This is a genomic window from Promicromonospora sp. NPDC050262 (assembly GCF_040655935.1).
In the GTDB taxonomy this organism is placed as follows: Bacteria; Actinomycetota; Actinomycetes; order Actinomycetales; family Cellulomonadaceae; genus Promicromonospora.
In genome coordinates, this window is record NZ_JBFAKX010000013.1 from 69,607 (window position 1) to 94,056 (window position 24,450).

The 24,450-nt window shown below is 74.2% G+C and carries 18 protein-coding genes and 1 riboswitch; of the genes, 8 read left to right on the forward strand and 10 right to left on the reverse strand.

All coding sequences use genetic code 11. The annotated features are described in order from the left end of the window. Position 1 precedes the first annotated feature (1 nt). From AB0I29_RS19235 to AB0I29_RS19270, 8 genes are all read left to right on the forward strand, one after another. Positions 2 to 1,636: an ABC transporter substrate-binding protein gene (locus tag AB0I29_RS19235; protein ID WP_357484451.1), complete on the forward strand. Its 1,635-nt coding sequence runs from the start codon at positions 2 to 4 to the stop codon at positions 1,634 to 1,636. A 1-nt stretch (position 1,637) separates the two neighbouring features. Beyond that, a complete protein-coding gene (locus tag AB0I29_RS19240; protein WP_285101581.1) occupies positions 1,638 to 2,588 on the forward strand; it encodes an ABC transporter permease in 951 nt (316 codons plus the stop codon). Continuing rightward, positions 2,585 to 3,508 carry an ABC transporter permease gene (locus tag AB0I29_RS19245; protein ID WP_285101578.1) on the forward strand — a complete coding sequence of 308 codons (924 nt, stop codon included), beginning with the start codon at positions 2,585 to 2,587 and terminating at the stop codon, positions 3,506 to 3,508. The genes AB0I29_RS19240 and AB0I29_RS19245 overlap by 4 nt, the downstream gene beginning before the upstream one ends. Next, a complete protein-coding gene (locus AB0I29_RS19250; RefSeq protein ID WP_357484456.1) occupies positions 3,495 to 5,159 on the forward strand; it encodes an ABC transporter ATP-binding protein in 1,665 nt (554 codons plus the stop codon). Before AB0I29_RS19245 ends, AB0I29_RS19250 begins: the two co-directional genes overlap by 14 nt. A gap of 50 nt (positions 5,160 to 5,209) precedes the next feature. After that, positions 5,210 to 6,667 carry an LLM class flavin-dependent oxidoreductase gene (locus tag AB0I29_RS19255; RefSeq protein WP_357484459.1) on the forward strand — a complete coding sequence of 486 codons (1,458 nt, stop codon included), beginning with the start codon at positions 5,210 to 5,212 and terminating at the stop codon, positions 6,665 to 6,667. Beyond that, a complete protein-coding gene (locus AB0I29_RS19260) occupies positions 6,664 to 7,659 on the forward strand; it encodes an aldo/keto reductase (protein WP_357484463.1) in 996 nt (331 codons plus the stop codon). Before AB0I29_RS19255 ends, AB0I29_RS19260 begins: the two co-directional genes overlap by 4 nt. A gap of 246 nt (positions 7,660 to 7,905) precedes the next feature. Next, positions 7,906 to 9,099, forward strand: a complete 1,194-nt coding sequence (locus tag AB0I29_RS19265; protein ID WP_357484466.1) for an LLM class flavin-dependent oxidoreductase — start codon at positions 7,906 to 7,908, stop codon at positions 9,097 to 9,099. Positions 9,100 to 9,109: 10 nt separating this feature from the next. Beyond that, a complete protein-coding gene (locus AB0I29_RS19270) occupies positions 9,110 to 10,492 on the forward strand; it encodes an NtaA/DmoA family FMN-dependent monooxygenase (RefSeq protein ID WP_357484469.1) in 1,383 nt (460 codons plus the stop codon). A gap of 75 nt (positions 10,493 to 10,567) precedes the next feature. Here AB0I29_RS19270 and AB0I29_RS19275 read toward each other — a convergent pair whose 3' ends face one another. The 10 genes from AB0I29_RS19275 to AB0I29_RS19320 all read right to left on the reverse strand — a co-directional run bounded on the left by AB0I29_RS19275 (position 10,568) and on the right by AB0I29_RS19320 (position 24,331). Continuing rightward, positions 10,568 to 11,950, reverse strand: a complete 1,383-nt coding sequence (locus tag AB0I29_RS19275; RefSeq protein WP_357484472.1) for an NtaA/DmoA family FMN-dependent monooxygenase — start codon at positions 11,948 to 11,950, stop codon at positions 10,568 to 10,570. Positions 11,951 to 12,002: 52 nt separating this feature from the next. Continuing rightward, on the reverse strand, positions 12,003 to 13,256 hold the full coding sequence (locus tag AB0I29_RS19280; protein WP_357484475.1) for an LLM class flavin-dependent oxidoreductase: 1,254 nt from the start codon (positions 13,254 to 13,256) through the stop codon (positions 12,003 to 12,005). Positions 13,257 to 13,393: 137 nt separating this feature from the next. Next, on the reverse strand, positions 13,394 to 13,900 hold the full coding sequence (locus AB0I29_RS19285; protein ID WP_285101566.1) for an RDD family protein: 507 nt from the start codon (positions 13,898 to 13,900) through the stop codon (positions 13,394 to 13,396). 54 nt (positions 13,901 to 13,954) lie between these two features. Next, positions 13,955 to 14,467 carry a GNAT family N-acetyltransferase gene (locus AB0I29_RS19290; protein WP_357484647.1) on the reverse strand — a complete coding sequence of 171 codons (513 nt, stop codon included), beginning with the start codon at positions 14,465 to 14,467 and terminating at the stop codon, positions 13,955 to 13,957. A 38-nt stretch (positions 14,468 to 14,505) separates the two neighbouring features. Further along, a complete protein-coding gene (locus tag AB0I29_RS19295; protein WP_357484479.1) occupies positions 14,506 to 15,858 on the reverse strand; it encodes an LLM class flavin-dependent oxidoreductase in 1,353 nt (450 codons plus the stop codon). Further along, positions 15,855 to 17,243 carry an aminotransferase class I/II-fold pyridoxal phosphate-dependent enzyme gene (locus AB0I29_RS19300; protein ID WP_357484482.1) on the reverse strand — a complete coding sequence of 463 codons (1,389 nt, stop codon included), beginning with the start codon at positions 17,241 to 17,243 and terminating at the stop codon, positions 15,855 to 15,857. The genes AB0I29_RS19295 and AB0I29_RS19300 overlap by 4 nt, the downstream gene beginning before the upstream one ends. Continuing rightward, entirely contained in the window at positions 17,240 to 17,593 is a 354-nt protein-coding gene (locus AB0I29_RS19305) for a rhodanese-like domain-containing protein (protein WP_357484485.1), read from the reverse strand. Before AB0I29_RS19305 ends, AB0I29_RS19300 begins: the two co-directional genes overlap by 4 nt. 60 nt (positions 17,594 to 17,653) lie before the next feature. Continuing rightward, positions 17,654 to 18,817, reverse strand: coding sequence for an LLM class flavin-dependent oxidoreductase (locus AB0I29_RS19310; protein WP_357484488.1), 1,164 nt, complete (start codon positions 18,815 to 18,817; stop codon positions 17,654 to 17,656). 420 nt (positions 18,818 to 19,237) lie between these two features. Further along, positions 19,238 to 19,349, reverse strand: a riboswitch (SAM riboswitch). A 307-nt stretch (positions 19,350 to 19,656) separates the two neighbouring features. Beyond that, a complete protein-coding gene (locus AB0I29_RS19315; RefSeq protein WP_357484491.1) occupies positions 19,657 to 22,890 on the reverse strand; it encodes a GH92 family glycosyl hydrolase in 3,234 nt (1,077 codons plus the stop codon). A 163-nt stretch (positions 22,891 to 23,053) separates the two neighbouring features. Next, the gene (locus AB0I29_RS19320) at positions 23,054 to 24,331 is read right to left on the reverse strand and encodes a sugar ABC transporter substrate-binding protein (RefSeq protein WP_357484494.1); all 1,278 of its coding nucleotides are present in this window, start codon (positions 24,329 to 24,331) and stop codon (positions 23,054 to 23,056) included. Positions 24,332 to 24,450: the final 119 nt, after the last annotated feature.

Below are 24,450 nucleotides of genomic sequence, written 5' to 3' on the forward strand. Positions count from 1 at the left end.
CGTGTCCACGACGAGAAGGCCCGCCACGAACAGGCGCGGACGGTGGCGCCTCGCCGCCACCGCGGCCGTGCTGGTGTCCCTGGTGGTCTCCGCCTGCAGCACCGGCTCCGGGACCGCGTCGGCGCCGGTGCCCGAGGAGGACCGCCCCGGGGGCACCCTCAACATCGGCCTGGCCGCCGAGCCCAACGGGGTCGACGCCGCCGTCGTCAACCAGGTGTGGCGCACGGTCGCCCGGGCCCTGACGGACTCGCTGGTCTTCTTCAACCCGGAGACCAAGGAGATCGAGCCCTGGCTGGCCACCGAGTGGACCGTCGAGGACGCCCGCGTCTACACGTTCACGCTGCGCGACGACGTGACGTTCCACGACGGCACCGCGCTGACCTCCGAGGTCGTCAAGCAGAACTTCGAGAGCCTCGACCGCCCCGGCATCCACTCCAGCGCCAAGACCATCGTCGAGGGCATCAAGGAGATCCGGACGCCGTCCGAGCACGTGGTCGAGGTGGAGTTCGCCAAGCCGAACGCCGCGTTCCTCGTGAGCCTGTCGCGTGCGCACGCGGGCATCGTGTCGGCGAAGACGGCCGCGCTGCCGGTCGAGGAGCGGCAGAAGTTCCTGGACGGCTCCGGCCCGTTCTACCTGGAGGAGTACACGCCCAACCAGCGGATCGTGCTGAAGAAGCGCGCGGACTACGACTGGGCGCCCGAGTACTTCGAGCGGACCGGCCCGGCCTACCTCGACGAGGTGGTCTACAAGATCATCCCCGAGGACTCGGTGCGCAACGGCGCCGTCATCGGCGGCGAGGAGCTCCAGTTCATCTACTGGGTCAACGCGAAGTACGTGGACCAGCTCGAGGCCGCCGGCCTGACCATCACCGAGACCACGAACCCCGCGACGGGTACGGAGTGGCCGGTCAACACCTCCTCGAAGGTCCTGAAGGACGTCCGGGTGCGCCAGGCGCTCCAGCACGGCATCGACCGCGAGGAGTTCACCAAGCTGGTCTCCGGCGGCTACGACCAGGCCGCGACGGGCCCGCTCAGCACGGCGAACCCGTTCTACTCCGACCAGAGCGAGTACCTCACCTACGACCCGGAGCTGTCGAAGCAGCTCCTGGACGAGGCCGGCTGGTCCGAGACCGGGTCCGACGGCATCCGGGTCAACGCCGCCGGCGACCGCCTCTCCTTCCGCTTCCCGCGGGACGGCGCGGCCGAGCAGGTGGTGCAGGCGCAATGGAAGGAGCTCGGCATCGAGCTGGTCCTGGACCCGCCGCTGGACGCAGAGGCGAACGAGAAGCTGCTGTCCGGCGAGTACGACATCGCCTACTGGTACCACTCCACGCCGGACCCCGACGTGCTGCGCGCCAACTACGGCGTGGAGACGGGCTCGAACCGCTCGTTCATCGCGGACGACGACGAGACCGGCCGGCGCCTCGACGACCTGCTCCAGGAGCAGAACACCGTGATCGAGCCGGAGGCGCGGCAGAAGATCGTCGACGAGGCCGCCCAGCTCCTGGTCGAGGACGCCTACGTGCTGCCGATCGTGAACGACACCGACATCTGGGCCTTCCAGCCCACGGTGCACGACATCCAGCCGGTGGGCCTGGACCAGTACCTCTACAACGCCTGGCTCTCGGAGAAGTGAGGTGCTGAGGTACGGGCTGCTGAAGTACGCCGTGCGGCGGCTGGGCTACGCAGCGATCGTGGTGTGGGGCGCGTTCACCGGGGCGTTCTTCCTGCTCTACATCGTCCCCGGCGACGCGGCGGGCGGCCTGACGATGGGCGCCTCCGGCGGCGACGTCGAGCAGCTCCTGGCCGAGCAGCGTGAGCTGCTCGGCCTGGACCGCCCGGTCCTCGTGCAGTACGGGGACGCGCTGTCGGGCGCCGTCCTCGGGGACTTCGGGGACAGCCTCTACCAGCGCCGGCCCGCCGTCGAGGTGTTCTTCGAGGCCTTCCCGGCCACGCTGCAGCTCGCGTTCCTGGGCCTGGCGCTGGCGGTCGTGCTGGGGGTCGCGCTGTCCGTGGTCATCGAGCTGACCGACTGGCGGTGGCTGCGCGAGCTGCTCGTCTCGCTGCCGCCGGTCGCCGTCTCGCTCCCGCCGTTCCTGGTGGCGCTCGTCCTGGTGCAGCTCGTCGCGTTCCGGCTCGGCTGGATCGACGCGTTCGGCGACCAGACGTTCCTGGGCCTGCTGGTGGCCTCGCTGTCGATCGCCGTGGCCGGCGGCGGGACCATCTCCCAGCTCCTGACGGCCAACCTGCGCGGCGCGCTGACCTCGCCCTACATCGAGACGGCGCGCAGCTGGGGGCTCAGCCGGTTCGACGTCGTGGTGCGGCACGCCCTGCGCAACGCGTCGCTGCCGGTGATCACGGCGCTCGGGACGCTCATCGGCGTCATGGTCGGCGGCACCGTGCTCACGGAGACGGTGTTCTCGCGGCCCGGCATCGGCCGGCTCGTCGTCGACTCCGTCAACGGGCGCGACATGCCGGTGGTGCTGGTCGCGGTCACCGTGAGCGCCCTGATCTTCGTGACCGTCAACTTCGTCGTCGACCTGCTCTACCCGCTGGTCGACAAGCGCATCCGGCTGGAGGGCCGATGAGCGTCACCGAGACAGAGGCGGCGGTCGCCGCGGGGCCTGCGGGTCCGGCCGCGCCGGCCCCGGCCCGCCCGGGCGAGGGACGACGCCGCAGGTGGCTCGGCCGGCTGGTCGACGTCGCGCGCACGCCCAGCCTGCTGGTGTCGTACGTGTGGCTGGTGCTGATCGTCACGGCGGCACTCGCCCCGACGCTGTTCGCGCCGGGCGACCCGCTGGCGCAGAGCGGCGACGCGATGCTGCTCCCGCCAGGCCCCGAGCACCTGTTCGGCACCGACGACCTGGGGCGTGACCAGTTCACGCGCACCGTGCACGGCACCCGGCTGTCGCTCCAGGCCGCGGTGATCGCGGTGCTGATCGGCCTGGTCAGCGGGTCGTTGATCGGGCTCGTCGCCGGCGCCGTGCGCGGCTGGCTCGACAGCGTGCTGATGCGCGTGGTCGACGTCATGCTCGCCGTGCCGAGCCTCATCGTGTCGCTGGCGATCATCTCGGCGCTGGGCCACGGCACCATCAACATCGCCGTGGCCATCGGGATCAACAGCACCGCGACCTTCGCCCGCCTCATGCGGTCGGAGGTGCTGAAGGTCGCGGGCGCCCGGTACGTCGAGGCGTCGGTGTTCGCCGGGCACGGCTATGCCTACCGGCTGCTGCGGCACGTGGTGCCGAACGCCACCCGGTCGGTGCTGGCCTACGCGACGATGGAGATCGGCAGCGCCATCCTCACCGTCGCCTCGCTGAGCTTCCTCGGCCTCGGCGCCCCGCCGCCCACGCCCGAGTGGGGCCTGCTCGTGGCCGAGGGCCGCACCTTCATCGCCGCGCAGTGGTGGCTGAGCCTGCTGCCCGGCCTCGTGATCGTCGTCTCCGTGCTGGCCGTGTACCGCATCGGCCGGTCGATCGACCGAGGGAGAACCCGTGTCGTCGCCTGAACCCCTGCTCACCCTCGACGGCGTCAGCGCCCAGTTCGCGCTGCCCGGCCGTCCGCCGGTCCGCGTGCTCGACGACGTGAGCCTCTCGCTGCGTCCGGGCCACGTGCTGGCGCTGGTCGGTGAGTCCGGCTCGGGCAAGTCGACCCTGGGCCGCACCGTCACCGGCACCCTGCCCGAGAACGGCCGCGTGGTCGCCGGCCGCGTGACCTTCGCCGGCCGGGAGCTGACGGGCCTGCCGGAGCGCGAGCGCCGCGCGGTCCGCGGCAAGGACATCGGGTACATCCCGCAGGACGCCCTGCTCGGGCTCAACCCGCTCCTGCCCGTGGGCGTCCAGGCGGGCGAGCCGCTGCGCGCCCACGGCCTGGCCGGCAAGGCGGAGCGCCGCGAGCGCGTGATCGAGCTGTTCGGCAAGGTGGGGCTGCGCGACCCCGAGACGATCTACGGCGCCTACCCGCACGAGCTGTCCGGCGGCATGTGCCAGCGCGTGCTGATCGCGGCGGCGATGTCCACGGGGCCCCGGCTGCTGGTGGCCGACGAGCCGACCACGGCCCTGGACGTCACCGTCCAGAAGACGATCCTGGACCTGCTGGGCGGCCTGGTCGCGGAGAACGACCTCGCCGTGCTGCTCGTCACGCACGACCTCGGGGTCGCGGCCGAGCGCGCGGACGAGATCGCGGTGCTCAAGGACGGCGTGCTGGTGCGCTCCGGCCGCACGCGGGAGGTCGTGGCCGACCCCGGGGACGCCTACACCGAGCAGCTCCTGAGGTCGTCCTCGCTCGGCTTCTCCGGGGCCGACGCCGCCGCCGCGAGGCACGAGCGCACCGCCGCACGGGTGCCCGCCGACGCCCCCGTGGTGGTCCGGGCCCGCGAGGTCGCCAAGACCTTCCGCGCCCACCGCGGGCGGACGGCGGTCACCGCCGTCGCCGGGGCGAGCTTCGAGGTGCGGCGGGGCACCACGCTGGGCATCGTGGGCGAGTCCGGATCGGGCAAGACCACGCTGGTGCGACTCCTGGCGGGCCTGACGCCGCCCGGCGCGGGCAGCGTCACGGTGGACGGCGAGCCCGTGGTCCATCACCGCCGGGGCGCCGGCCAGGCCGCGTTGTACCGCAAGGTCCAGATGGTCTACCAGGACCCGTTCGCCTCCCTGAACCCGCGCACCACCGTGCGGTCGATCCTGGAGGAGCCGCTGACCGGCCACCGGATCGGCGGCGCGGCCCAGCGGGCGCGGCGGGTCGACGAGCTCCTGGAGCAGACGGGGCTCCCCGCCTCGGTCGCCGACCGCTACACGGCCGAGCTCTCCGGCGGCCAGCGGCAGCGGGTCGCCATCGCCCGCGCGCTCGCGCCCCATCCCGAGGTGCTGGTGCTCGACGAGCCGGTCTCCGCGCTCGACGTCACCGTGCGGCGGCAGATCCTCGACCTGCTGCTCGACCTCCAGGACCGGCTCTCGCTGACGTACCTGTTCGTGTCGCACGACCTCGGCGTGGTCGCGGAGCTCTCCGACGAGGTCCTCGTGCTCCGGCACGGCGACGTCGTCGAGCACGGCCCGGCGTCCGACGTCATCTCCCGGCCCCGGACGGACTACGTCCGCCGGCTGCTGGCCTCCATCCCGGGGGCCGCCCCCGCCGCCGCGGCGGCACCCAGCACGCCGTAGCCCCAGCAACAAGCACGACGCACCACCGCACCGGACGAAAGGAAACCGCCATGGGCGAGCCGGCACAGCGCCAGCTGCACCTCGGATACATGTACTGGCTGAACGGGACCCACTGGGGCGGCTGGCGGCTGGCGGAGTCGGCCACGCCCGACCCCTTCGGCCTCGCCTACCCCGCGCAGGTGCTCAAGCTGGTCGAGGACGCGAAGTTCGACTTCTTCTTCCTCGGCGACACCCTCCCGGGCGACGTCTACCGCGAGCACTACGGGACCACCCACAACGCCGGGCGGCTCGAGCCGTTCACCCTGGCGTCGCAGCTCGCGCTGCAGTCGTCGAAGATCGGGCTCGCCGTGACCGCCCACCCGACCTTCTACGAGCCGTACATCCTGGCCCGGCTGACCGCCTCGCTGGACCACCTCAGCGGCGGCCGCCTGGCCTGGAACGTGGTGCTCGGCGCGAACGACCTCGCCGCCAAGAACTTCAGCCTGCCCGACCTGGGCGGCGAGAGCCGGTACCGCCGCGCGGCCGAGTTCATCGACGTCATCCGCAAGCTCTGGGACAGCGTCGAGGACGGCGCCTACCTCCAGGACAAGGAGTCGGGGCAGTACCTCGACCCGAGCAAGATCCACCGCCTGGAGCACCAGGGCGAGTTCTTCTCCGTGGCGGGCACGCTGCCGATGCTGCGCCCGCCGCAGGGCCACGTGCCGCTGCTGTACGCGGGCGGCTCCGAGCTGTCGCGCGAGCTGACGGCGCAGTACTGCGACATCAACTTCACCGGCCCGCCCACCCGGGAGGTCTCGGCGGAGTTCAACGCCGACGTCCGCGCGCGGGCCCTGCGCCTGCGCGGCCGGGAGGAGCCGATCTTCTTCCTGCCGGGCATCACGCCCGTCATCGGCGACACGCGCGAGGAGGCGATCGACCTCTTCGACCGCCTGAACGCGGGTCTCCCGGTCGACGACGACCCCGTGGCCGGGGACCAGCCCGACGACTACTACACGGGCGAGGCGTTCCAGGCCGCCCAGCGGGGCCGCGCACCCCTGCCGAAGGGCGCGCGCAGCCTGCGCTCCATCGGGGAGCGCACGGGCGCCGACCTGCGTCCGCTGGGGCTCGACGGCGCACTGACGCCCTCGCTCGCCGCGGAGCTGAACGACGTCGGGCAGAAGCTGCTGCGCACCATCGCCGACCGCACGGGCCGCACCGTCGAGGCGGGCACCGTGCGGGGCCGGGACCTGCTGCACAACTCCATCGGGGGCGGCTTCCCGCTCGCGATCGGCACCGCCGACGACGTCGCGGGCACGCTCATCGAGTGGTTCGAGCAGGGCGCCGCCGACGGCTTCAACATCCAGTCGCCGGCCATGCTCGACCAGCTCGAGCGGTTCACCGGGCAGGTGGTGCCGATCCTGCAGGACAAGGGCGTGTTCCGCACCGAGTACGAGGCGGACACGTTCCGCGGCCACTTCGGGCTGCCGGTGCCGCCCAACCAGTTCGCGGCGCAGGAGGCCCGAGCATGACGCTCCCCGCCGGGTACCGCGCGCTCGGCAGCTCCGGCCTGGTCCTGTCCGAGCTCGGCGTGGGCGCCAGCACCTTCGGCCGCAGCGGCATGCGCGCCGTCGGGCAGGAGCAGGTCAACCGGATCGTGGACCGCGCCATCGACCTGGGCGTGACCTACTTCGACATCGCCGAGGGCTATGGCGACCGCACCGGCCTGTCCGAGGAGCTGTTCGGCACGGCGCTGGCCGGGCGGCGCGACCAGGTGGTGATCGGCACCAAGTTCGGCCGCTCGCTGGCGGCGGACCGCGGGCCCTCGTACGGCCGCACGGGGGCGCGCAAGTACGTCCTGGCGGCGGTCGAGGACAGCCTGCGCCGGCTCGGCACCGACTACATCGACCTGTACCAGATCCACTTCCCGGACCCGTTCACGCCGATCGAGGAGACCCTCTCCGCGCTCGACACCCTGGTGCGCGACGGCAAGGTGCGGTACGTGGGCGCGTCCAACTTCAAGGCCTGGCAGCTCGCCGACGCCGACCACGTGGCCGCGGCGCGCGGCTACGGCCGGTTCGTCTCCACGACCGACGAGTACAGCCTGCTGTGGCGCAAGCCCGAGGAGGAGCTGATCGGCGCCCTGGAGCACTTCGGCCTCGGGTTCCTGCCGTACTTCCCGCTCCAGAACGGGCTGCTGACCGGCAAGTACTCGCGGGACAACGCGCCGGAGGGCGCCAAGATCACCAACCTCAAGACGTACCTGCTCGGCGAGGCGCCGTGGGACGCGCTGGAGAAGTTCGAGCGGTTCGCCGCGGACCGGGGCGTGACGCCGAGCGCGCTCGCCCTGGGCTGGCTCCTGGCGCAGCCCACGGTGACCAGCGTGATCACCGGCATCACGGTCCCGGAGCAGCTCGACGAGAACCTCCTGGCGACCCGCTGGGTCCCCACCCCGGAGGAGGAGCAGGAGCTCCGCGACCTCCTCCCGGGCACCCTGACGGGCGGCCCGGGCCGCGTCGGCTGACCGTCGGCGGAACACCCCCGGGTGTTGAGCACAGCGGTTGCTGCCAGAGAGCGCGCCTCTCTGGCAGCAACCGCTGTGGTCAACCACGCCGTCCGGGCGGCCGGGTGGCGGCCGGAGGGTCGCAGCGACCGGATGGCGAGACGATCCGGTCCGGCCATTGCGTCGGGCGGGGCCGGGGCTATGTTGCGCGCGGTCGGCGTCCGCGGCAGTCCGCGGGGGTGCGCCGCGACGACATCGGAGGATCTCTTGTCCGCTTCACAGCCCCCTTCGTCCTTCTTCGTCGGCCTCGACGCCGACGGCGCGGGCGCGCACCCGGCGGCCGCCGCCGTCGCGCGCCTCGCGGGCGCCGACCTCGTGTCCGGCGCCCGGCTGGCCCGCACGGTCCGGCAGGCCGAGAACGCCGGCCTCACCTTCGTCTCCTTCACGGACGCGCTGCTCCCGGCGGTACCCGGTTCGCCGGCGTCGGCCCGGCTGGAGTCCGTCACCCGCGCCGCCTTCGTGTCCCGCACGACGACGGCGATCGGCCTGGTGCCGCAGGTGCCGACCACCTACCCGGAGCCCTTCCACGTCGCGGCGCAGCTCGCGTCGCTGGACATCGCGGCGGCCGGGCGCGCCGGCTGGATCCCGGGGGTGACCCGGGACGCCGCGACGGCCGACGCCTACGGCCGCCCCGTGGTGGGCGACGTGACCCGCGAGGCGCGCGACGTCGTGCGGGTGGTCCGGGACCTGTGGGACTCGTGGGAGGACGACGCCGTGATCCGCGACGTCGCCACCGGCCGGTACGTCGACCGCGACCGCATCCACCACGTCGACTTCGAGGGCGAGACCTTCTCGGTCAAGGGCCCGCTCATCACGCCCCGGCCGCCCCAGGGGCAGCTCGTGGTGCTGGCCGCCGACGGCGACGTGCCGCCGGCGCTCGACGGCACCGGCGACGGTGGCCGTCCCGGCGGGGCGGAGCCGCTCGTCGACGTCACGCTGGTCGGCGGCGCGGGCGTGGGCGCGGCCCGCGGCAACGCGGAGGCCGCACGCGAGCACTCACCGCTCGTCGGCGTCGACCTCGAGGTGGTGCTCGACGCCGGCGGCCGCACCGGCGCGGACCGGCTCGCGGTGCTGGACGCCAGCACGCCCGTCGGCGTCCGCTCACCCTGGGACACGCGCGCCCTGCGCTGGGCAGGCGACGCCGCCGGGCTGGTCGCCCTGCTCACCGAGCTCGCCACCCCGGGTCCGGACGGACGCCGGCCGGTCGACGGCGTGCGGCTGCTGCCCGCCGTGCTCGACGTCGACCTGCCCGTGCTCGCGCGCGACATCCTGCCCGCCCTGCGCGCCGCCCGCCTCACCGCGGTGCCGCGCCCCGGTGCCACGCTGCGCGAGTCCCTCGGGCTGCCGCGCCCCGCCAACCGCTACGACACGCGTGTCCTCGCCGACGCGCCGAACGCCTGAGGAGCCCGCCATGACCGACCTGCCCGCGACCGACCTCCCCGTGACCCGCCCCGACGCCCAGGTGCACTTCGGCGTCTTCTTCCAGGGCGTCAACCACACCACGATCTGGTCCGACCCGGAGTCCGGGTCGCAGACCGACTTCGCCACCTTCGAGCGCGTGATCCGCACGGCGGAGCGCGGGCTGTTCGACGCGTTCTTCCTCGGTGAGGGCCTGCGGCTGCGCGAGTCGCGCGGCGCCCTGCACGACCTCGACGTGGTGGGCCGCCCGGACGCGATCACGCAGCTCGCCGCGCTGGCCGCGATCACGACGCACATCGGCCTGGTCGCCACCCAGAACACCACGTACAACGACCCGGCCGACCTGGCGCGGCGCCTGCAGAGCCTGGACGTGCTGTCCGGGGGCCGTGCCGCGTGGAACGTCGTGACCACCGACAACGCCTGGACCGGGGCCAACTTCCGCCGCGGCGGGTACCTCGACCACGCACTGCGCTACGAGCGGGCGCAGGGCCAGCTCGACGTAGCCCGCCAGATCTGGGACGCCTTCCCGGACACGGGCGGCAGCGACGCGTTCAGCGGCGCGGTGGCGCACGTCTCCGAGCACAGCGCGCTGTTCGACGTCGAGCTCGACCCCACCACGCCGCGCAGCCCGCAGGGGCACCCGATCATCTTCCAGGCGGGCGACTCGCCGCAGGGCCGGGACTTCGCGGCGGCCAACGCGGACGTGATCTTCTCGCGCCACGGCTCCGTGCTGGCCGAGGCGCTGGAGTTCGCCGCCGACATCCGCCGCCGGGCCGTGGCAGCGGGCCGCCCCGAGGACGACGTCAAGATCTTCCCGGGCACCGGCGTCATCGTGGGCGACACGCCCGCCGACGCCGAGGAGAAGGCCCGCTGGGTCCGCTGGAACCAGGTCACCCCGGCCACGGCGCTCTCGATCGTGGGCAACATCTGGGGCGAGGACCTGTCCGGCTACGACCCGGACGGCCCGCTGCCCGCGCACGACCCGGTGGTCGAGGAGCTGGGCGGCGAGCGCGGGTCGGCCACCACGGGCGCGCGGACCCGGGAGATCGCGGCGCGGTGGCGGGCGCTGGCGCAGGCCGAGCACCTGTCGATCCGCGAGCTGGTGGTGCGCAACAGCAGCGAGCGCGGGTTCCAGGGCACGCCGGCCGCCGTGGCCGAGGACCTGATCCGCTGGGTGCGCACCGGCGCCGTCGACGGGTTCAACATCAGCCCGTGGATCGTGCCGTCGGGCCTCGACGACATCGTCGACCGGGTGGTCCCCGAGCTGCAGGAGCGGGGCGCCTACCCGACGTCGTACACGGGGACCACGCTGCGCGAGCACCTGGGCCTGCGCGCCCCGCTCACCCGCCGGGCGAGCGCCGTCGGCGCGGCGTAGGACGCCGATCACGTGTCAGACGTACAGGTCACTCGGGTGACCTGTACGTCTGACACGTGCTGGGGCGTCTGACGCTCAGGCCCGGGCCGCCTCCACCGTGGCCCTGGCACGGGCCGCCGCCGGCAGGCCCAGGTTGTCGCGCAGCGTGGTGCCCTCGTACTCCGTGCGCAGCGAGCCGCGCTCCTGCAGCAGCGGCACGACGTCGTCCACGAGCTCGTCCAGCCCGGTCGGCACCAGGTGCGAGCCGATCACGAACCCGTCCGACCCGTCGTTCTGCACGAAGTCGTCGAGCGCGTCCGCCACCTGCGTCGGGGTGCCGACGAACGAGCCGCGCGTGAACTCCTCGATCACGGTCTGCCGCAGCGACCAGCCGTTGGCCTCGGCCTGGGCGCGCAGGCGCGCCACGGTCGCGGGCCGGTCGGCGTGCGTCAGGGCACGGCCCGCGATGAACGACGGCGCGTCGAGCGCGGGCTCGACGTCGGGCAGCGGACCGTCCGGGTCGTAGGCCGACAGGTCGCGGTTCCAGATCTGCTCCAGCAGGATCTGGGCCGTGCGGCCCGTGACCTGCTCCTCGCGCACCCAGCGGGCCTTCTCCTGCGCCTCGGCCTCGGTCGCCCCCAGCACGAACGACGCGCTCGGCAGGATCTTCAGGTGGTTCGGGTCGCGCCCGAACCCGGCGGCCCGCGCCTTGACGTCCTGGTAGTAGTCCCGGGCCTCGTCGAACCGGCCGTACGGCGAGAAGATCGCGTCCGAGCTGGCCGCCGCGAAGTCCCGACCCTGGGGCGAGACCCCGGCCTGCAGGATCACCGGGTGGCCCTGCGGCGAGCGCGGGACGCCGAACCAGCCGCCCACGTCGAACTGCTCCCCGGTGTGGGCGAACGAGCCGGCCCCCGACCGGGAGAAGACGCCCGCCTCCTTGTCGATCACGAGGTCGTCGGCCGCCCACGAGTCCCACAGCGACCGCACCACCTCGATGGTCTCCGCGGCGCGCTCGTACCGCTGCGAACGGTCCAGGAACCCGCCGCGGCGGAAGTTGCCGCCGGTGAACGCGTCGAAGCTCGTCACGACGTTCCAGGCCGCGCGCCCGCCCGAGAGGTGGTCGAGCGACGCGATCTGCCGCGCCAGCTCGTACGGCTCGTTGAAGGTGGCGTTGATCGTCGCGGCCAGGCCCAGGTGCTCGGTCACGGCGGCGATCGAGGCCAGCACGGTGAACGTGTCGGGCCGACCCACGATGTCCTGGTCGAAGACCTGCCCGTCGCGCTCGCGCAGCGCCAGGCCCTCGGCGAGGAAGAAGAAGTCGAACCGGCCGCGCTCGGCGGTGCGGGCCGTGCGCTCGAAGGTCGAGAAGTCGATCTGGCTGCCCGACTCCGGGAGGTGCCACAGGGTGTGGTGGTTCACGCCGCCCAGGTAGGCGCCGAGGATGATCTGCTTGCGGGGCTTGCCGGTGGGTGTGCTCATGGTCTGCTCGCTCTCAGGTCTCGGGCTGGGGGTTCGCGGTGCTACGCACCGGTCAGACGGCGGCGAAGCGGTTGGGGACCTCGGTCGGCAGGCGCAGCAGCCCCCGCAGCGAGCCGGCGTCGTAGGCGGTGCGCGCCAGGCCCCGCCGCCGCAGCTCGGGCAGCACGTCCGTGACCAGGGCGTCCAGGTCGTCGGGCAGCACCGCCGGGCGCAGGCGCACGCCGTCGTAGCCGAGGCCCGTCCAGGCCTCGACCACGTCGGCGACGTCGGCCGCGGAGCCCGCGAGCACGCGGGCGTCGGTGACCCAGCCCCGCTCGGCCTGGCCGGCCCGGGCGTCCAGGCGCGCCAGCCGCTCGGCCGCCGCCCGCCCGTTCGTGTCCAGCACCACGGCCAGGTCGGCCACCACGCGCAGCGGCTCGCCGGTCCGGCCCACGCGGGCCTCGGCGGCACGCACCTCGGCCAGGATCGAGGCCGCCGTCGCGTCGTCCTGCGGCGTCACGAAGACGACGTCGGCCACGCGGGCCGCCAGCTCGTACGGCACCGTCGCGTGCGCGAGCGCGGTGACGACCGGCTGCCCCTGCGGCGGGCGCGGCGTGATGGACGGGCCGCGCACGGAGAACCACCGCGTCTCCACGTCGACGCGGTGCACCTTGTCGCGGTCGATGAAGCGGCGCGTGGCGACGTCGCGGATCTCGGCGTCGTCCTCCCAGGAGTCCCAGAGGGCGCGGACCGTCTCGGCCACGGCGGCCGCCTCGGCGAAGAGCTCGGCGACCTGCTCGTCGGCGCGGCCCGCCGCGTAGTCCTCCGCGGTGATCTCCGGCAGGTCGCGGCGGCCGGTCAGCCGGGCCTCCGTGCCCGACGGCGAGGCGCGCACCTGCCAGCCGGCCCGGCCCTGGCTGGTGTGGTCGAGGGTGGCCAGCGCCTTGGCGACGTGGAACGGCTCGGTGTGCGTCACCGTGACCACGGGGACGAGCCCGACGTGCCGGGTCGCGGGGGCCACGCGCGCCGCGACGAGCTCGGCGTCCAGCCGCACGCGCACCCGGTCGGTCCGGTCGGCGGCCGGGTCGTCCCAGGGGCCGACGGGGATGCCGAAGCTGTCCTCGAACGTCACGAGGTCGACGAGCCCGGCCTCGGCGAGCTGGGTCAGGCCCACCCAGTAGGCGGCGTCGGTCAGGGCCTCGGGGCGCGCGCCGGGCTCGCGCCACGCCGCGGGGTGCCAGCCGGCGCCGTCGAGGGCGACGGCGACGATGGGCGCCCCTCTTCCGGCAGGGTCCTGTGGTGCGGTGAGAGAACCGTCGGTCGTCATGGGCTGCTCCTCGCGGCGTCGGGCGGCCCTGTTCGGGCCGTGGTGCGCCGAACATAGGTGCGTGCGCCGCCCTGCCAAGGGATCGGCCGGGAGATCTCACATGCTGGCCCGCTCCCCGGTGCCCGCGGGATCAGGTGTCAGACGCGCACGACCTCGGCTCCCCCGGCGCGGTCGTACGGCGTGCGCCCCGCCCCGACGAACAGGGTCACGACGTAGACGACCGGCAGCACGTAGGCCGCCGCGGTGACGATCATGAGCCCCGGCCCGACCGCCGTCGCCCCGACGAGGCCGATCGCCGCGGCGTGGCCGATCGTCCAGGGCACCGCGACCTTGAGCGCGTTCCGGAGCAGCGCCGACGCGAACGTGAGCCGCCCGCCGTCCCGGGCGCCCACCACCTTGAGCCCCAGCACGCGCTTGCCGACGGTCGCCTGCCGGGCACCCGACTCGAGGACGGCCAGGAAGATCGTCAGCGGTACCGCCGTGACGAGCGCCGAGACCACGTTCGTGGTCAGGGCGGACCATCCGCCCGTCACACCGGAGAGGTAGAGCGGGACGCCGATCGCCGCGAGCAGCACGAGCCACACCAGGAAGCAGAGCCAGTCGACGAGCCACGCCACGATGCGCCGCCATCCTTGGGGGTTCACGTGCAGACGGTATCGCGCAGCAGGCAGTGCGGCGCCCGGCTCCGACGGGTCAGGTCACAGCCTCTTCTCGAAGCAGATGCTCGACTCCGCCGGGTACGGCGGGTACGGGTCGATCCGAGTCCAGCCCTCGCGCTCGTACAGCGCCACGGCCTCGGGCTGCCGCACGCCGGTCTGCAGGCGCAGCACCTCGATCCCCCGGTCCAGCGCGGACCGCTCGACGGCGGCCAGCACGCCCGCCGCCAGCCCTCGGCGGCGGTGCGTGGGCCGCACGAACATGCGCTTGACCTCATGGGTCACCTCGGGGTGGAGGGCGGTGCCGCCCAGCCGGCGCAGCGATCCGGTCGCCACCGCCTCCACGCGATCCAGGGCGATCCAGGTCACCAGCACCTCGTCCGACGTCGGCACGGTGCTCAGCCCGCCCGGCTCGGCCGGCGCGAACAGCCGCGCGCGCTGCTCGCGCAGGTCCGCGTAGCGCGGGGCGAGGTCGTCGGTCATGGCCTCGCGCAGCGCGGCGGCGCGCGGGTCGTCCCAGGTAGTGGCGACCCAGGTCGGGTCGGAGACGATCACCGGCAAGAGGTGCTCCTTCCGTGCGGCGAGGGCGCCCGTCAGAACGCCCGCAGGTTGGCGCGCAGGCCGCCGTCGGCCCACTCGGTGCGCAGGATGCCGCGGCGCCGCAGGATCGGGACCAGCTCGTCGAGCGTGCGGTGCACGGTGACAGGATGCAGGTCGCCCCACAGCAGCACGCCGTCGTTGCCCCACTCCCCCAGCTCCTCGATGAGGTCGGCGAGCTCGCCGGCCGTACCCACCCAGCCGGAGCGGTCGGCGATGCGGCCCAGGCGGGCGAGCCCGCCGAGCAGCACGCGCAGCGGCGTGGTGGCGAGGTCGTGGTCGCCCACCAGACGCCTGATGGACCCGTGCGAGACGTGGTCGCCGAACAGGCCCGTGGGCAGCGGCTTGTCCAGGTCGAACGCCGTCAGGTCGGTCTCCAGGTCGCTCGACTGCTGCTCGGCGATGCGCAGCAGCGTGCCGTCGTCCGGGTTCGCCGACGCCGCCACCAGCCGGTCGGCCTCCTGCGGGCTGGAGACCAGCACGGGCCGAACAGCGAACAGCACCTTGACGTGCTCCAGCGCGCGGCCCGACGCGCGGGCCGCGGTGTGCACCCTGGCCCGGTAGTCGCGCACGCTGCGCTCCGTCAGGGGCGCGAGCGCGAGTTGGACGTCGCTGTTCGCGCCGGCGAACGCCAGCCCCCGGCCCGAGCCGCCCGGAGAGACGATCACGGGCTCGCCGTCCGCGCCGTCGGCGAACGGCAGCGCGTTGAGCGGGCCGTCGAACGCGTAGTGCTCGCCCCGGTGCCGCACCGGGCGCAGCAGGCGCCCGTCGGCGTACCGGCCCCCGGTCCGGGCGCCGCCGGGCCCGACGGCGCCCGGGTCGGCGATCAGCGCACCGTCGTCCCAGGACCGCCACAGCGAGCGGACGCCGTCGAGCCACTCCTCCGCGCGGTCGTACGCGGCGTCGTGCCCGAGCGGCGGCGCGTCCGAGAAGTGGCGCGCGCTGCCCGTGTCGGTCACCAGGTTGAGCCCGAACCGCCCGCCCGACAGGTGCTGGAGCGTCGCGAGCTGCCGCGCCCCGGTGTAGGGCAGCACGGCGGCCGGGTTGACCGTCGGCACGATACCGAGGTGCTGCGTCGCCGCGAACAGGTACGGGGCCAGCAGCAGCGGGTCGTGCTTGGGACCGCCGAACGCCTGCCGCACGCGCAGGTCGATGGTCTCGGGGCTGCCGAGCGACGGAGCGTCCTCGATGATCAGCAGGTCGACGCCCGCCTGCTCCAGGGCGCGGGCGGACTCCACGTAGAGGTCGGGCCGGGTCCAGTCGTAGTTCCAGTCCAGGTAGTCGTGGCCCCAGCCGTGCGGCCCGAAGCCGCGGGCCAGGAACCAGCCGAGGTGCTGCTGGCGGGTCATGGTGTCTCCTTGCGTGTGGTGCTGGTACCGGCGTCCGCGGGGGTGCCGGCGTCCGCCTCGGCGGCGGCGCGGGCGGACGCGAGCCCGCGGTCGAGGTCGGCGATCAGGTCGGGCAGGTCCTCGATGCCGACGGACAGCCGCAGGGTGCCCGGGTGGATGCCCGCGGCGGCCCGCTCGGCAGGGGTGCGCAGCACGTGGCTGGTGCTCGCGGGGTGCAGCACGAGCGAGCGCACGTCGCCGATGTGGGTCATGTGCGTGAAGACCTGGACGGCCTCGACCAACGCCCGTGCCGCGGGGGCGCCGCCGTGCAGCGTGAAGGTGAAGACGGAGCCCTGGCCGTCCGGCAGGTACCGCTTGGCCAGCGCGTGCGACGGGCTGGAGTCGAGCCCCGAGTAGTCCACCGACGCCACCTCCGGCCGGAACGCCAGCCAGCGCGCGACCTCCAGCGCCGCGGCGCTCTGCCGCGCCACCCGCAGCGACAGGGTCTCGATGCCCTGGCCCACGAGGAACGCGTTGAGCGGCGACGGCGTGGGGCCGAACCGCGGCGCCACGGTCTCGCGCAGGTACGCCAGGCGCGCGTTGCCGCCGTGCCGGTCGGCCACGCTCGGCCCGCCCGTGCGCGAGGGCGCGACCAGGTGCGGGTACAGCGCGCCCGAGGCCCGCGCGTCGAACGTCCCGGAGTCGACGACGACGCCGCCCAGCACCGAGCCGTGCCCCGCGAGGAACTTGCTGGCGGAGTGCACCACGACGTCGGCGCCGTGCTCGACGGGCCGCAGCAGGTAGGGCGTGGCCAGGGTGTTGTCCACGACGAGCACCAACCCGTGGGCGTGCGCGACGTCGGCCACGGCCGCGAGGTCGGGCAGGTCGTTGCGCGCGTTCGGGATGGACTCCAGGAACAGCACGCGCGTCTCGGGGCGGATCGCGCGCTCCCAGGCGGCCGGGTCGGCGGCGTCGTCCACGAAGTCGGCCTCGATGCCGAGGCGCGGCAGGTTCTCCAGGAGCAGACCGCGCGTGCCCTCGTAGATGCTGGACGCGGCGAGCACGCGCTGCCCGGCCTCGACCAGGCCGAGCAGGGCGACCGTGACGGCCGCCTGCCCGCTGGCCAGGAACAGGGCGTCGGAACCGCCCTCCAGGGCGGCTATCCGCTGCTCGACGGCGGCCGTGGTCGGGTTGCCGGTACGCGTGTAGGCGAAGCCCTCGCCGGCGCCGAAGTGCCCGGCCGCCTGCTCCCACTCCTCGAACTCGAACCCGGCGGTCAGGTAGACGGGCGTGGCACGCGGGACCACGCGGGCCGACGGCGCGGCGTCGGGCGCCCCGGTGGCGCGCCCGGCGTCGTCCCGTCCCGCGCTGCGCGCGTGCACCTGCCGGGTGGCGAAGCCGGTCATGGCGCCGCGCTCGGCTCGGCCTCCGTCGCGGGCAGCCCGGCCTCCTTCCAGGCGGGGAACCCGCCGTCGACGTGCGAGACGTCGGTGTAGCCGCGGGCCGCGAGCGCCTCCGCGACCGGGCCGGAGCCGTTGATCGAGCCGCACACGATCACGACGGGAGTGTCGAGGGTGATCGCGGGGTTGTCGGACGGCCCGAACAGCGCGTCCAGGTTGTCGCGGTCCGCGAGCGTGGCGCCCGGGATCTCGCCCGCCGAGGCCCGGCCCGCGGCCGAGCGGACGTCGATCAGCAGGGCGCCGCCGGCGACCTTGGCGCCCGCGGCGTCGGGGGTCTGCAGCTCAGGGGTGGTCATGATGGTCTCCTCCACGATGGGTCGTCTGGTGCGGGTGCCGGGTGTTCGCCGGCGCGGTCGTCAGGCGCTCAGCAGCCGGCCCGTGGGCAGCACCCGCTCGGCCGCCTCGACGTCGGACAGCCCGAGCGAGCCGCGCAGCGTGGTCGCCGTCCGCTCCGTGCGGAACAGGCCCGCCTGCTGGAGCGCGGGGACCAGGTGGTCGGTGATCGCGTCGAGGTCGGAGCTGAGCGAGGACGGCCGCAGCAGGAACCCGTCGACGGCGCCGACGGTGGTCCAGTCGGCGATCAGGGTGGCGAGCTCGTCCGGCGTGTCTGCGACGACCAGCCCGTCGCCCATGGCCGCCGTGCCCTCCAGCGCCTCGACGAGCTCCAGCCGGGCCCGGGCGCTGGCCCGCTCCGCCGCGAGCACCACGTAGACCTCGGCGAGCACGCGCAGCTCCTCGGGGTCGCGCCCGGCGGACAGCGCGGCATCCCGCACGAGCCGGCGCAGCCGCACCGCGTGCGCGGCGTCGGTGACGGTGATCCGCGCGACGTCGGCGGTGCGGCCGGCCAGCGCCGCGCTGGCCTCGGAACGCACCCGCACGACGACCGGCGGGGGCACCTGTGGCAGCGCGTCGCCGCCGCCGGCCGGGCGGCCGCGGACGGCGAACCGGATGCCGTCGTGGTCCACCCGGAACCGGCCCTCGGCGTCGAGCTCGACCGCGCCCGCCCCGCTGCCGGGCCGGCCCGTCCACACCTGCGTCACCGACCGGATGCCCAGCTCGACGCGCGCCGCCCAGGCCTCGTCGGGCTCGGGGAGCGTGCCCTGCCGCACGGCCTGCCAGCCGGCCCGGCCGCTGCTCGCGCGGTCGATGCTGCTCAGCGCGACGGCGGCGTGGGCCGCCTCGACGTGCACCGTGTCGACGGCGGCGACCAGCCCGATCCCCGCGGTGACCCGGGCGGCCCGGGCCGCGGCGACGGCCGTGTCCAGCCGTCCGGTGACCTGGCTGCGGCCGGGGTGGAGCAGAAAGCCCTCGTCGAGGCTGACGAAGTCGAGCAGTCCACGGTCGGCGGTCCGCATGAGGTGGAGGAACCGCTCGCCGTCGAACGGGCGCGGCGCGACCGGGCCGCGGGCCCGGTGGGCGCCCGGGCGGGCGCCGGCGGAGGTGAGGTCCACGCCGAGCACGACGGGACGGGTGGAGAGGGCGGTCGAGGAGAGGGACGTGGGCTGCGACGGGTACGGCACGGCGGTGCTCCGTTCGGGCTGCGGCGGCGCGACGGCGCCCGGAGGACCCGGCCGCCGCGCGCAGGTGCACGACGGCGTCCAGGGGTCACCCGGGAGCGTGGCTGCCGGAGGGCAGGAGTGAGACGTCCGGTCAGGGACGTGAGGGCCGGTTACGGCCGGGGCTCGGCGTGCGACGCCGAGAGGAGTTCCGGACGGCGGACCGGTGGCTGGCTGCGGCCGGTCGGCGCGTCGGGGCTGTCGCGGTCAGGTTGTCGCGATCAGCCTGTCGCCGTCAGCGACAGGAACAGTGACAACACATCTCCTCGCGCGGGGCAGCACCAGCCCGCGCGGAGACGTTCCGGGACGGCAGGGACACGTGGACGGCGGGGGCAGCGCTCCGGGTCATCGTCGTTCTCCTCACCTGCTCGCCCATCGGCGAGCGACGCGTGTTGTCATCCGCCGGCGGCGGTGGACCTGGTCCTCACCCGGGGCACCCACCCGCGCGGGGGGTTGCCGTCCGACCAGCCGGGGCTTCGCGTCGGAACTCATGACCTGTCGAGGCTTTCTACATCTCTCCGATCGGATAAGTGCGGTTGGTCTCGATGTCACAGAAGATACGAATGGAACCCATAGAAGTCAATGATCCTTGCCCAGATCTCACATCCCGGGACCACGGTCTCGCCAAGGCCCTGGGGGCGCGGCCAGGAGCCGCCGTCCCGGACGCTGCGCGACCGGCACGAGGGAGGTGCGCTTCTACCCCGTCTTCGGGCCCGGAATCCGGCTGATTCCGGGCCCGATGACGGGGTAGAAGCGCACCTTCGAGGGCTGCCGTTCGCAGCGCCGGCGCCTGGACGTGCGGGTCAGCCCAGGAGGAGCTCGATCTGGGCGAGGGCACCGGGTCCGGCCAGCTCCAGGCGGAGGTCCGCGAGCGGCACGGGCTCGTCGAGCACGAAGGGGCGGAGCTGGCTCGGCCAGCGCCACTCCTCGCCGGACCGCTCGTCCAGCACCCGCCCGTCGCCCCCGACCAGGCGCCAGGCCGACGGCGGTCCGGACGCCGCCTCGACGGACGACGACTCGGCCGACGGGCCCGAGACCAGCGTGTAGGCGCGCAGCACGGCCCCCGCCGGGACCTCAGCGGCGGGCGCCCAGTCGAGCGTGCCGTCCACCACGGCCGACGTCGTCAGGTCGCCGTCGGTCAGGTGCGGCAGCGCACCCTCGGCACCGCGCCAGGCGCCGTCGGCGCGCCGCCACGGCCGGTCGGAAGCCAACCCGGCACCGCCCTCAGCGGCACGAGCACCAGCCTCGTCGCCGTCCGCCGGCACGCCCCACCGGGTCGGGGTCTCCGACAGCGCGAACCGCAGGGTCGCTCCCCCGACGAGGTCACCGTTGTCGATCGACGGCGTCGTGACCGCCCGCGCCGCGGCCACGTCGACACCAGCCGCGCCGTCACCACCAGCCACGTCCAGCCCCGCCACGTACTGCCGCCCGGCCGCTCCCGGTGCCTCGATCACGAGGTCGCCGTCAGGCCGGTGCACCACCGCCCGCTCGAACAGCGGTGACGTGACCGCCCACCGCGGCGAGCCGATCTCCAGCGGGTACAGCCCGAGCGCGGCCAGCACGTACCAGGCCGACATCTCGCCGTTGTCCTCGTCGCCGTGGTAGCCCTGCCCGATGTCGTTGCCGGTCCACAGGCGCGTCAGGATCTCGCGCACGACCTCCTGGGTGCGGTCCGGCCGCCCGGCGACCGACCACGTCCAGGCGATGTGGTGCGACACCTGGTTCGACTGCCCGAGCTGGCCCAGGCGCACGTCACGCGCCTCGAACATCTCGTGGATCGCGGACCCGTAGCTCCCCGGCTTGTCCGCCCGCTCCGGCGCGGCGAAGAACCGCTCCAGCAGCCGCTCCAGGCCGGCACGGCCGCCGTGCAGGGCGGCCAGCCCCGCGCCGTCGTGCACGGGGTGGAACAGGAAGTTCCAGGCGTCGGACTCGGTGTAGTCGCCGCCCCACGCGTCCGGGTCGAACGGGGCCGGGTCGAGCTCGCCGTCCCGGGCGCGCCCCCGGAAGAACCCCGTGCCGGCGTCGAAGAGGTGCACGTAGCCGAGCGCGCTCTGCCGCAGGTAGGCGGCCTCGTCGCGCAGGGCACGGCGGCGTCCCTCCGGGGTCCCGGGCGCGTCCGCGAGCGCCTGCGCCATCCGCGCCAGCCCGGCGTCGTTGATGTAGCCCTCCAGGCTCCACGACACCGACTCCTCGACGTCGCGCGGCACCCAGCCGTGGGTGAGCGCGAACTCCTGGCCCTTGCGCCCCACACCGGACCGGGTAGGCAGCGCCGTGGCGTTGCGCAGCCCGGCGTCGTAGGTGGCCAGCGGATCGGGCAGGTCCACGCCGCGCAGGTACAGGTCGGCGAAGGCGACGTCGGACGACGTGCCCGTCATCAGGTCGGCGTACCCCGGCGACGACCAGCGGGCGACCCAGCCGCCCTCGCGGTACTGCTGCACGAACCCGTCGGCGAGCCGTGCCGCGACCTCCGGGTACAGCAGGGCGTACGCGGGCCAGCAGGTGCGGTAGGTGTCCCAGAACCCGTGGTTCACGAACATCTCGCCGGGCACCACCGGGGCGCCGTCGAGCACGGGCGAGGCGTGCACGGGCGCGCCGTCGGCCCCGACCTCCGTGTACGACGACGGGTACAGGTTGAGCCGGTACAGGTTCGAGTAGAGCGTGACCCGCTGCTCCTCGGCGGCGCCCTCGACGTCGAGCACGCCGAGCCGCTCCTCCCACTGCGCGCGGGCGGCGTCGGCGACCTCGTCGAAGGTGCCGGACACCTCGCGCTCCAGCGCGAGCCAGGCCAGCTCCTCGCTGATGTACGACGTCGCCACGCGCACCTCGACCGTGCGGCCCGCGTCGGCCCCGGCCGCCGCGTCCGCCCCGGCGTCCAGCGCGACCGTCGCGTACGTGGCGTGGTCCCGTCCGCGGGCGCGGCCCGTGCGCAGGACCGGCCGGGAGATCCGGCCCACGACGTACATGCGGCTGCGGCCCACCGACAGCGGGCTGCCGTGGTCGCTCCAGCCGGTGAGCGTGCCGTCGTCGTGGACGGTCACGGACACGGGCGCGCCGTCCGCGCCGGAGTCGCCCACGGCGTCGATCAGCAGGTGGCCCGTCGTGGCGCCGTCCGGGAACGTGAGGCGGAGCACGCCGCCGTGGTCGGACGCCGCGACGGCCACGCGCGCGCCGCCGTCCAGGCCGACGTCGTACCGGTGCGGGCGGGCGGTCTCGTCGTCGTGCGAGAAACCGATCGAGCGGGCGTCGAGTCCGGCGTCCGGCACGTCGTCGCCGGGTCCGGCGGGCACGAGGTGGAACGCAAGCTGGTCGCGGTCCCCCATCCACGGGCTCGGCTCGTGCGAGATGCCCACGCCCTGCAGGCGCGGCCGGTTGTCCGGGCCGTTGTGCGCGGCCCAGGAGTACAGCCAGCGCTCGGAGGCGGCGTCGGTCAGCGGGACCCACATCGTGAAGCCGTTCGGCACCGCGGCGGCGGGCACGTTGTTGCCCCGCGAGTAGGCGCCCGAGGAGTGCGTGCCGCGCCGCGTGTCCACGAGGTCCGTGCGGCCGGTGACCGTACGCGGGGCGCGTCGCCCCACCGACACCGTGTCGAACCACGCCTCGGTGCGCCCGCCGTCGGGCGCGGCGGTCACGGCGGCGGCCGCGCGCACGCGGCGGCCCGGGAGCGCCTGGGCCACGGGGCCCAGGTCCACGCGGACCAGGTTCCAGTGGTCGGGCACCAGGATCCGGGCCTCCCCCTGCCCGACGGCGGTCGCGGGCATCCCGTGCTGGTCCAGCAGGTCCCGCCCGGGGTCGGTGGCGGAGAGCCACGTGCCGTCGTCGAGCTGCAGGTCGAGCGCCACGTAGGTGGAGCGGTAGGTCAGCTTCTCGTCGAGCACGGGCAGCACGGCGTAGCGCAGCTCGGTGCCGGCCTCGACCGGCACGTCCAGCCCGTCGAGCAGCACGGTGCGGCCCTCGCCGTGGTGCCGCACGCGGGTGGCGTGCTCGCTGGTCAGGCCGGCGCCGGGGCGGCCGGCGGGGACGTGTGCGGGCCCGGTCATGCGCGGACCCATGACAGCGTTGTCGTCGCAGCGGGCGCGGCGACGTCGGAGTCGTAGACGATTGCAGTTGGCCTTTCGTCGCGGGCGAGGAGCGCCCTGGTTGCTGCCGCGGCCTCGTCCTGCGAGAAGTCCGTCGGCACCGTGGTGATGGTCAGGTGCGGTCTCACTGGTCGGCGAGCAGCTTGTTGCACTCGGCGACGGCGGCGTCGAGGGCCTCCGCCGACGTCTTGTCGCCCGTGATCGCCGCCGCGAGCTGCTGGTTGATGACGGTGGTCATCGCCTCGCTGATCTCGACCGGCTGCAGCACCCGCGCCGTGGTGAGGTTGCTGAACGCGATCGCCTTGGCGTCGCCCTGCGGCGTGCCGTCGCTCCGCGCGAGGTCCGGGTTCTCCTGCGAGGCCGCCGTGGACGGGAAGACGCCGGGCACCTCGGCCGAGAACGCCTCCTGGTTGACGGCGTTCGTGACGAACCGGGCCAGCGCCACCGCCGTCGGCAGGTTCGTGGACGTGTTCGAGACCGACAGGCCCTGGACGTACAGCGGGGTGGCGCCCATGTACGGCGAGGAGGTGATCTGGCCCTCCAGCGCCGGGTTGGTCTCCAGCACGCTGTTGATGAAGTTGCCGCCGCCCGTCGACCAGGCCACCTTGCCCTCGGCGAAGAGCTGGCTGTTGCCGAGGTAGGCGTCCGTGAGCACGTCGTCGGGCATGAGGCCCTCGGCGTAGGCGTCCCGGTAGACGTCGAGCAGCTCGGCCGCCTCGGGCGAGTTGAACGTGAGCTCGGTGCCGTCGTCGGACAGCACCGGGATGCCGGCCGCCGCGAAGTCGCCCACGCCGGGTTTGCGGCTCATGAGGTACCCGCCGGTCGCGTCGTGCATGATCCGCGCCTGCGCGACGAGCTCGTCGAGGCTGGTCGGCGGCGACGCCGCGTCGAGCCCCGCCTCCTGGAACATCGCGGTGTTCCAGTAGTTCAGGTCCGTGGTCAGGTACCACGGGAAGCCGAACGTGCCCTCGAGCCCCGCGTACCGGTAGGCGGCCAGCGCCCCGGGCACGTAGGTGTCCTCCAGGGTGTCGTCCACGGTCGTGAGGTCGGTGAGCAGGCCCTCGCGGGCCAGCGTGAGCGCGAAGTCGGGCGGCAGGTTCGTGACGTCGGGCAGCTCGCCCGCGGCGGCCTGCGCGAGCACCGTGTCCGAGTAGCCGTCACCGGGCTGGTCGAGCCACGTCACCTCGGTGCCCGGGTACTCCTGCTCGAAGTCGGCGATGACGCCCTCGACGTACTCGGTGAAGCGGGGCTTGAGCGACCAGGTCTGCAGCGTGACCTCGCCGGTCACGTCCTTCGCGCCGCCGTCCGGATCCGTGGCGCCCCCGCCGTCGAGGGTGCAGCCGCCCAGGGCGGCCACGACGGCCAGGGCCGTCCCCGCGGCCCCGATCCTCGTGATGGTCATGGACAGTTCCTTCCGGCAGAGGCTTCGTCGCGTCTGGGATCGATGTCGCCGTTCCCGGTCGGCTCGAGCGGTTTGGCGCGGACCAGTGCATCGTGCCCGAGCGTACGGGTGTCAAGGTG

Bases quoted from the DNA above. Each gene is read 5' to 3' on its own strand.
- AB0I29_RS19245 (WP_285101578.1), top strand. From the start codon at position 2,585: ATGAGCGTCACCGAGACAGAGGCGGCGGTCGCCGCGGGGCCTGCGGGT.
- AB0I29_RS19255 (WP_357484459.1), top strand. From the start codon at position 5,210: ATGGGCGAGCCGGCACAGCGCCAGCTGCACCTCGGATACATGTACTGG.
- AB0I29_RS19260 (WP_357484463.1), top strand. From the start codon at position 6,664: ATGACGCTCCCCGCCGGGTACCGCGCGCTCGGCAGCTCCGGCCTGGTC.
- AB0I29_RS19270 (WP_357484469.1), top strand. From the start codon at position 9,110: ATGACCGACCTGCCCGCGACCGACCTCCCCGTGACCCGCCCCGACGCC.
- AB0I29_RS19275 (WP_357484472.1), bottom strand. From the start codon at position 11,950: ATGAGCACACCCACCGGCAAGCCCCGCAAGCAGATCATCCTCGGCGCC.
- AB0I29_RS19280 (WP_357484475.1), bottom strand. From the start codon at position 13,256: ATGACGACCGACGGTTCTCTCACCGCACCACAGGACCCTGCCGGAAGA.
- AB0I29_RS19295 (WP_357484479.1), bottom strand. From the start codon at position 15,858: ATGACCCGCCAGCAGCACCTCGGCTGGTTCCTGGCCCGCGGCTTCGGG.
- AB0I29_RS19300 (WP_357484482.1), bottom strand. From the start codon at position 17,243: ATGACCGGCTTCGCCACCCGGCAGGTGCACGCGCGCAGCGCGGGACGG.
- AB0I29_RS19305 (WP_357484485.1), bottom strand. From the start codon at position 17,593: ATGACCACCCCTGAGCTGCAGACCCCCGACGCCGCGGGCGCCAAGGTC.
- AB0I29_RS19315 (WP_357484491.1), bottom strand. From the start codon at position 22,890: ATGACCGGGCCCGCACACGTCCCCGCCGGCCGCCCCGGCGCCGGCCTG.
- AB0I29_RS19320 (WP_357484494.1), bottom strand. From the start codon at position 24,331: ATGACCATCACGAGGATCGGGGCCGCGGGGACGGCCCTGGCCGTCGTG.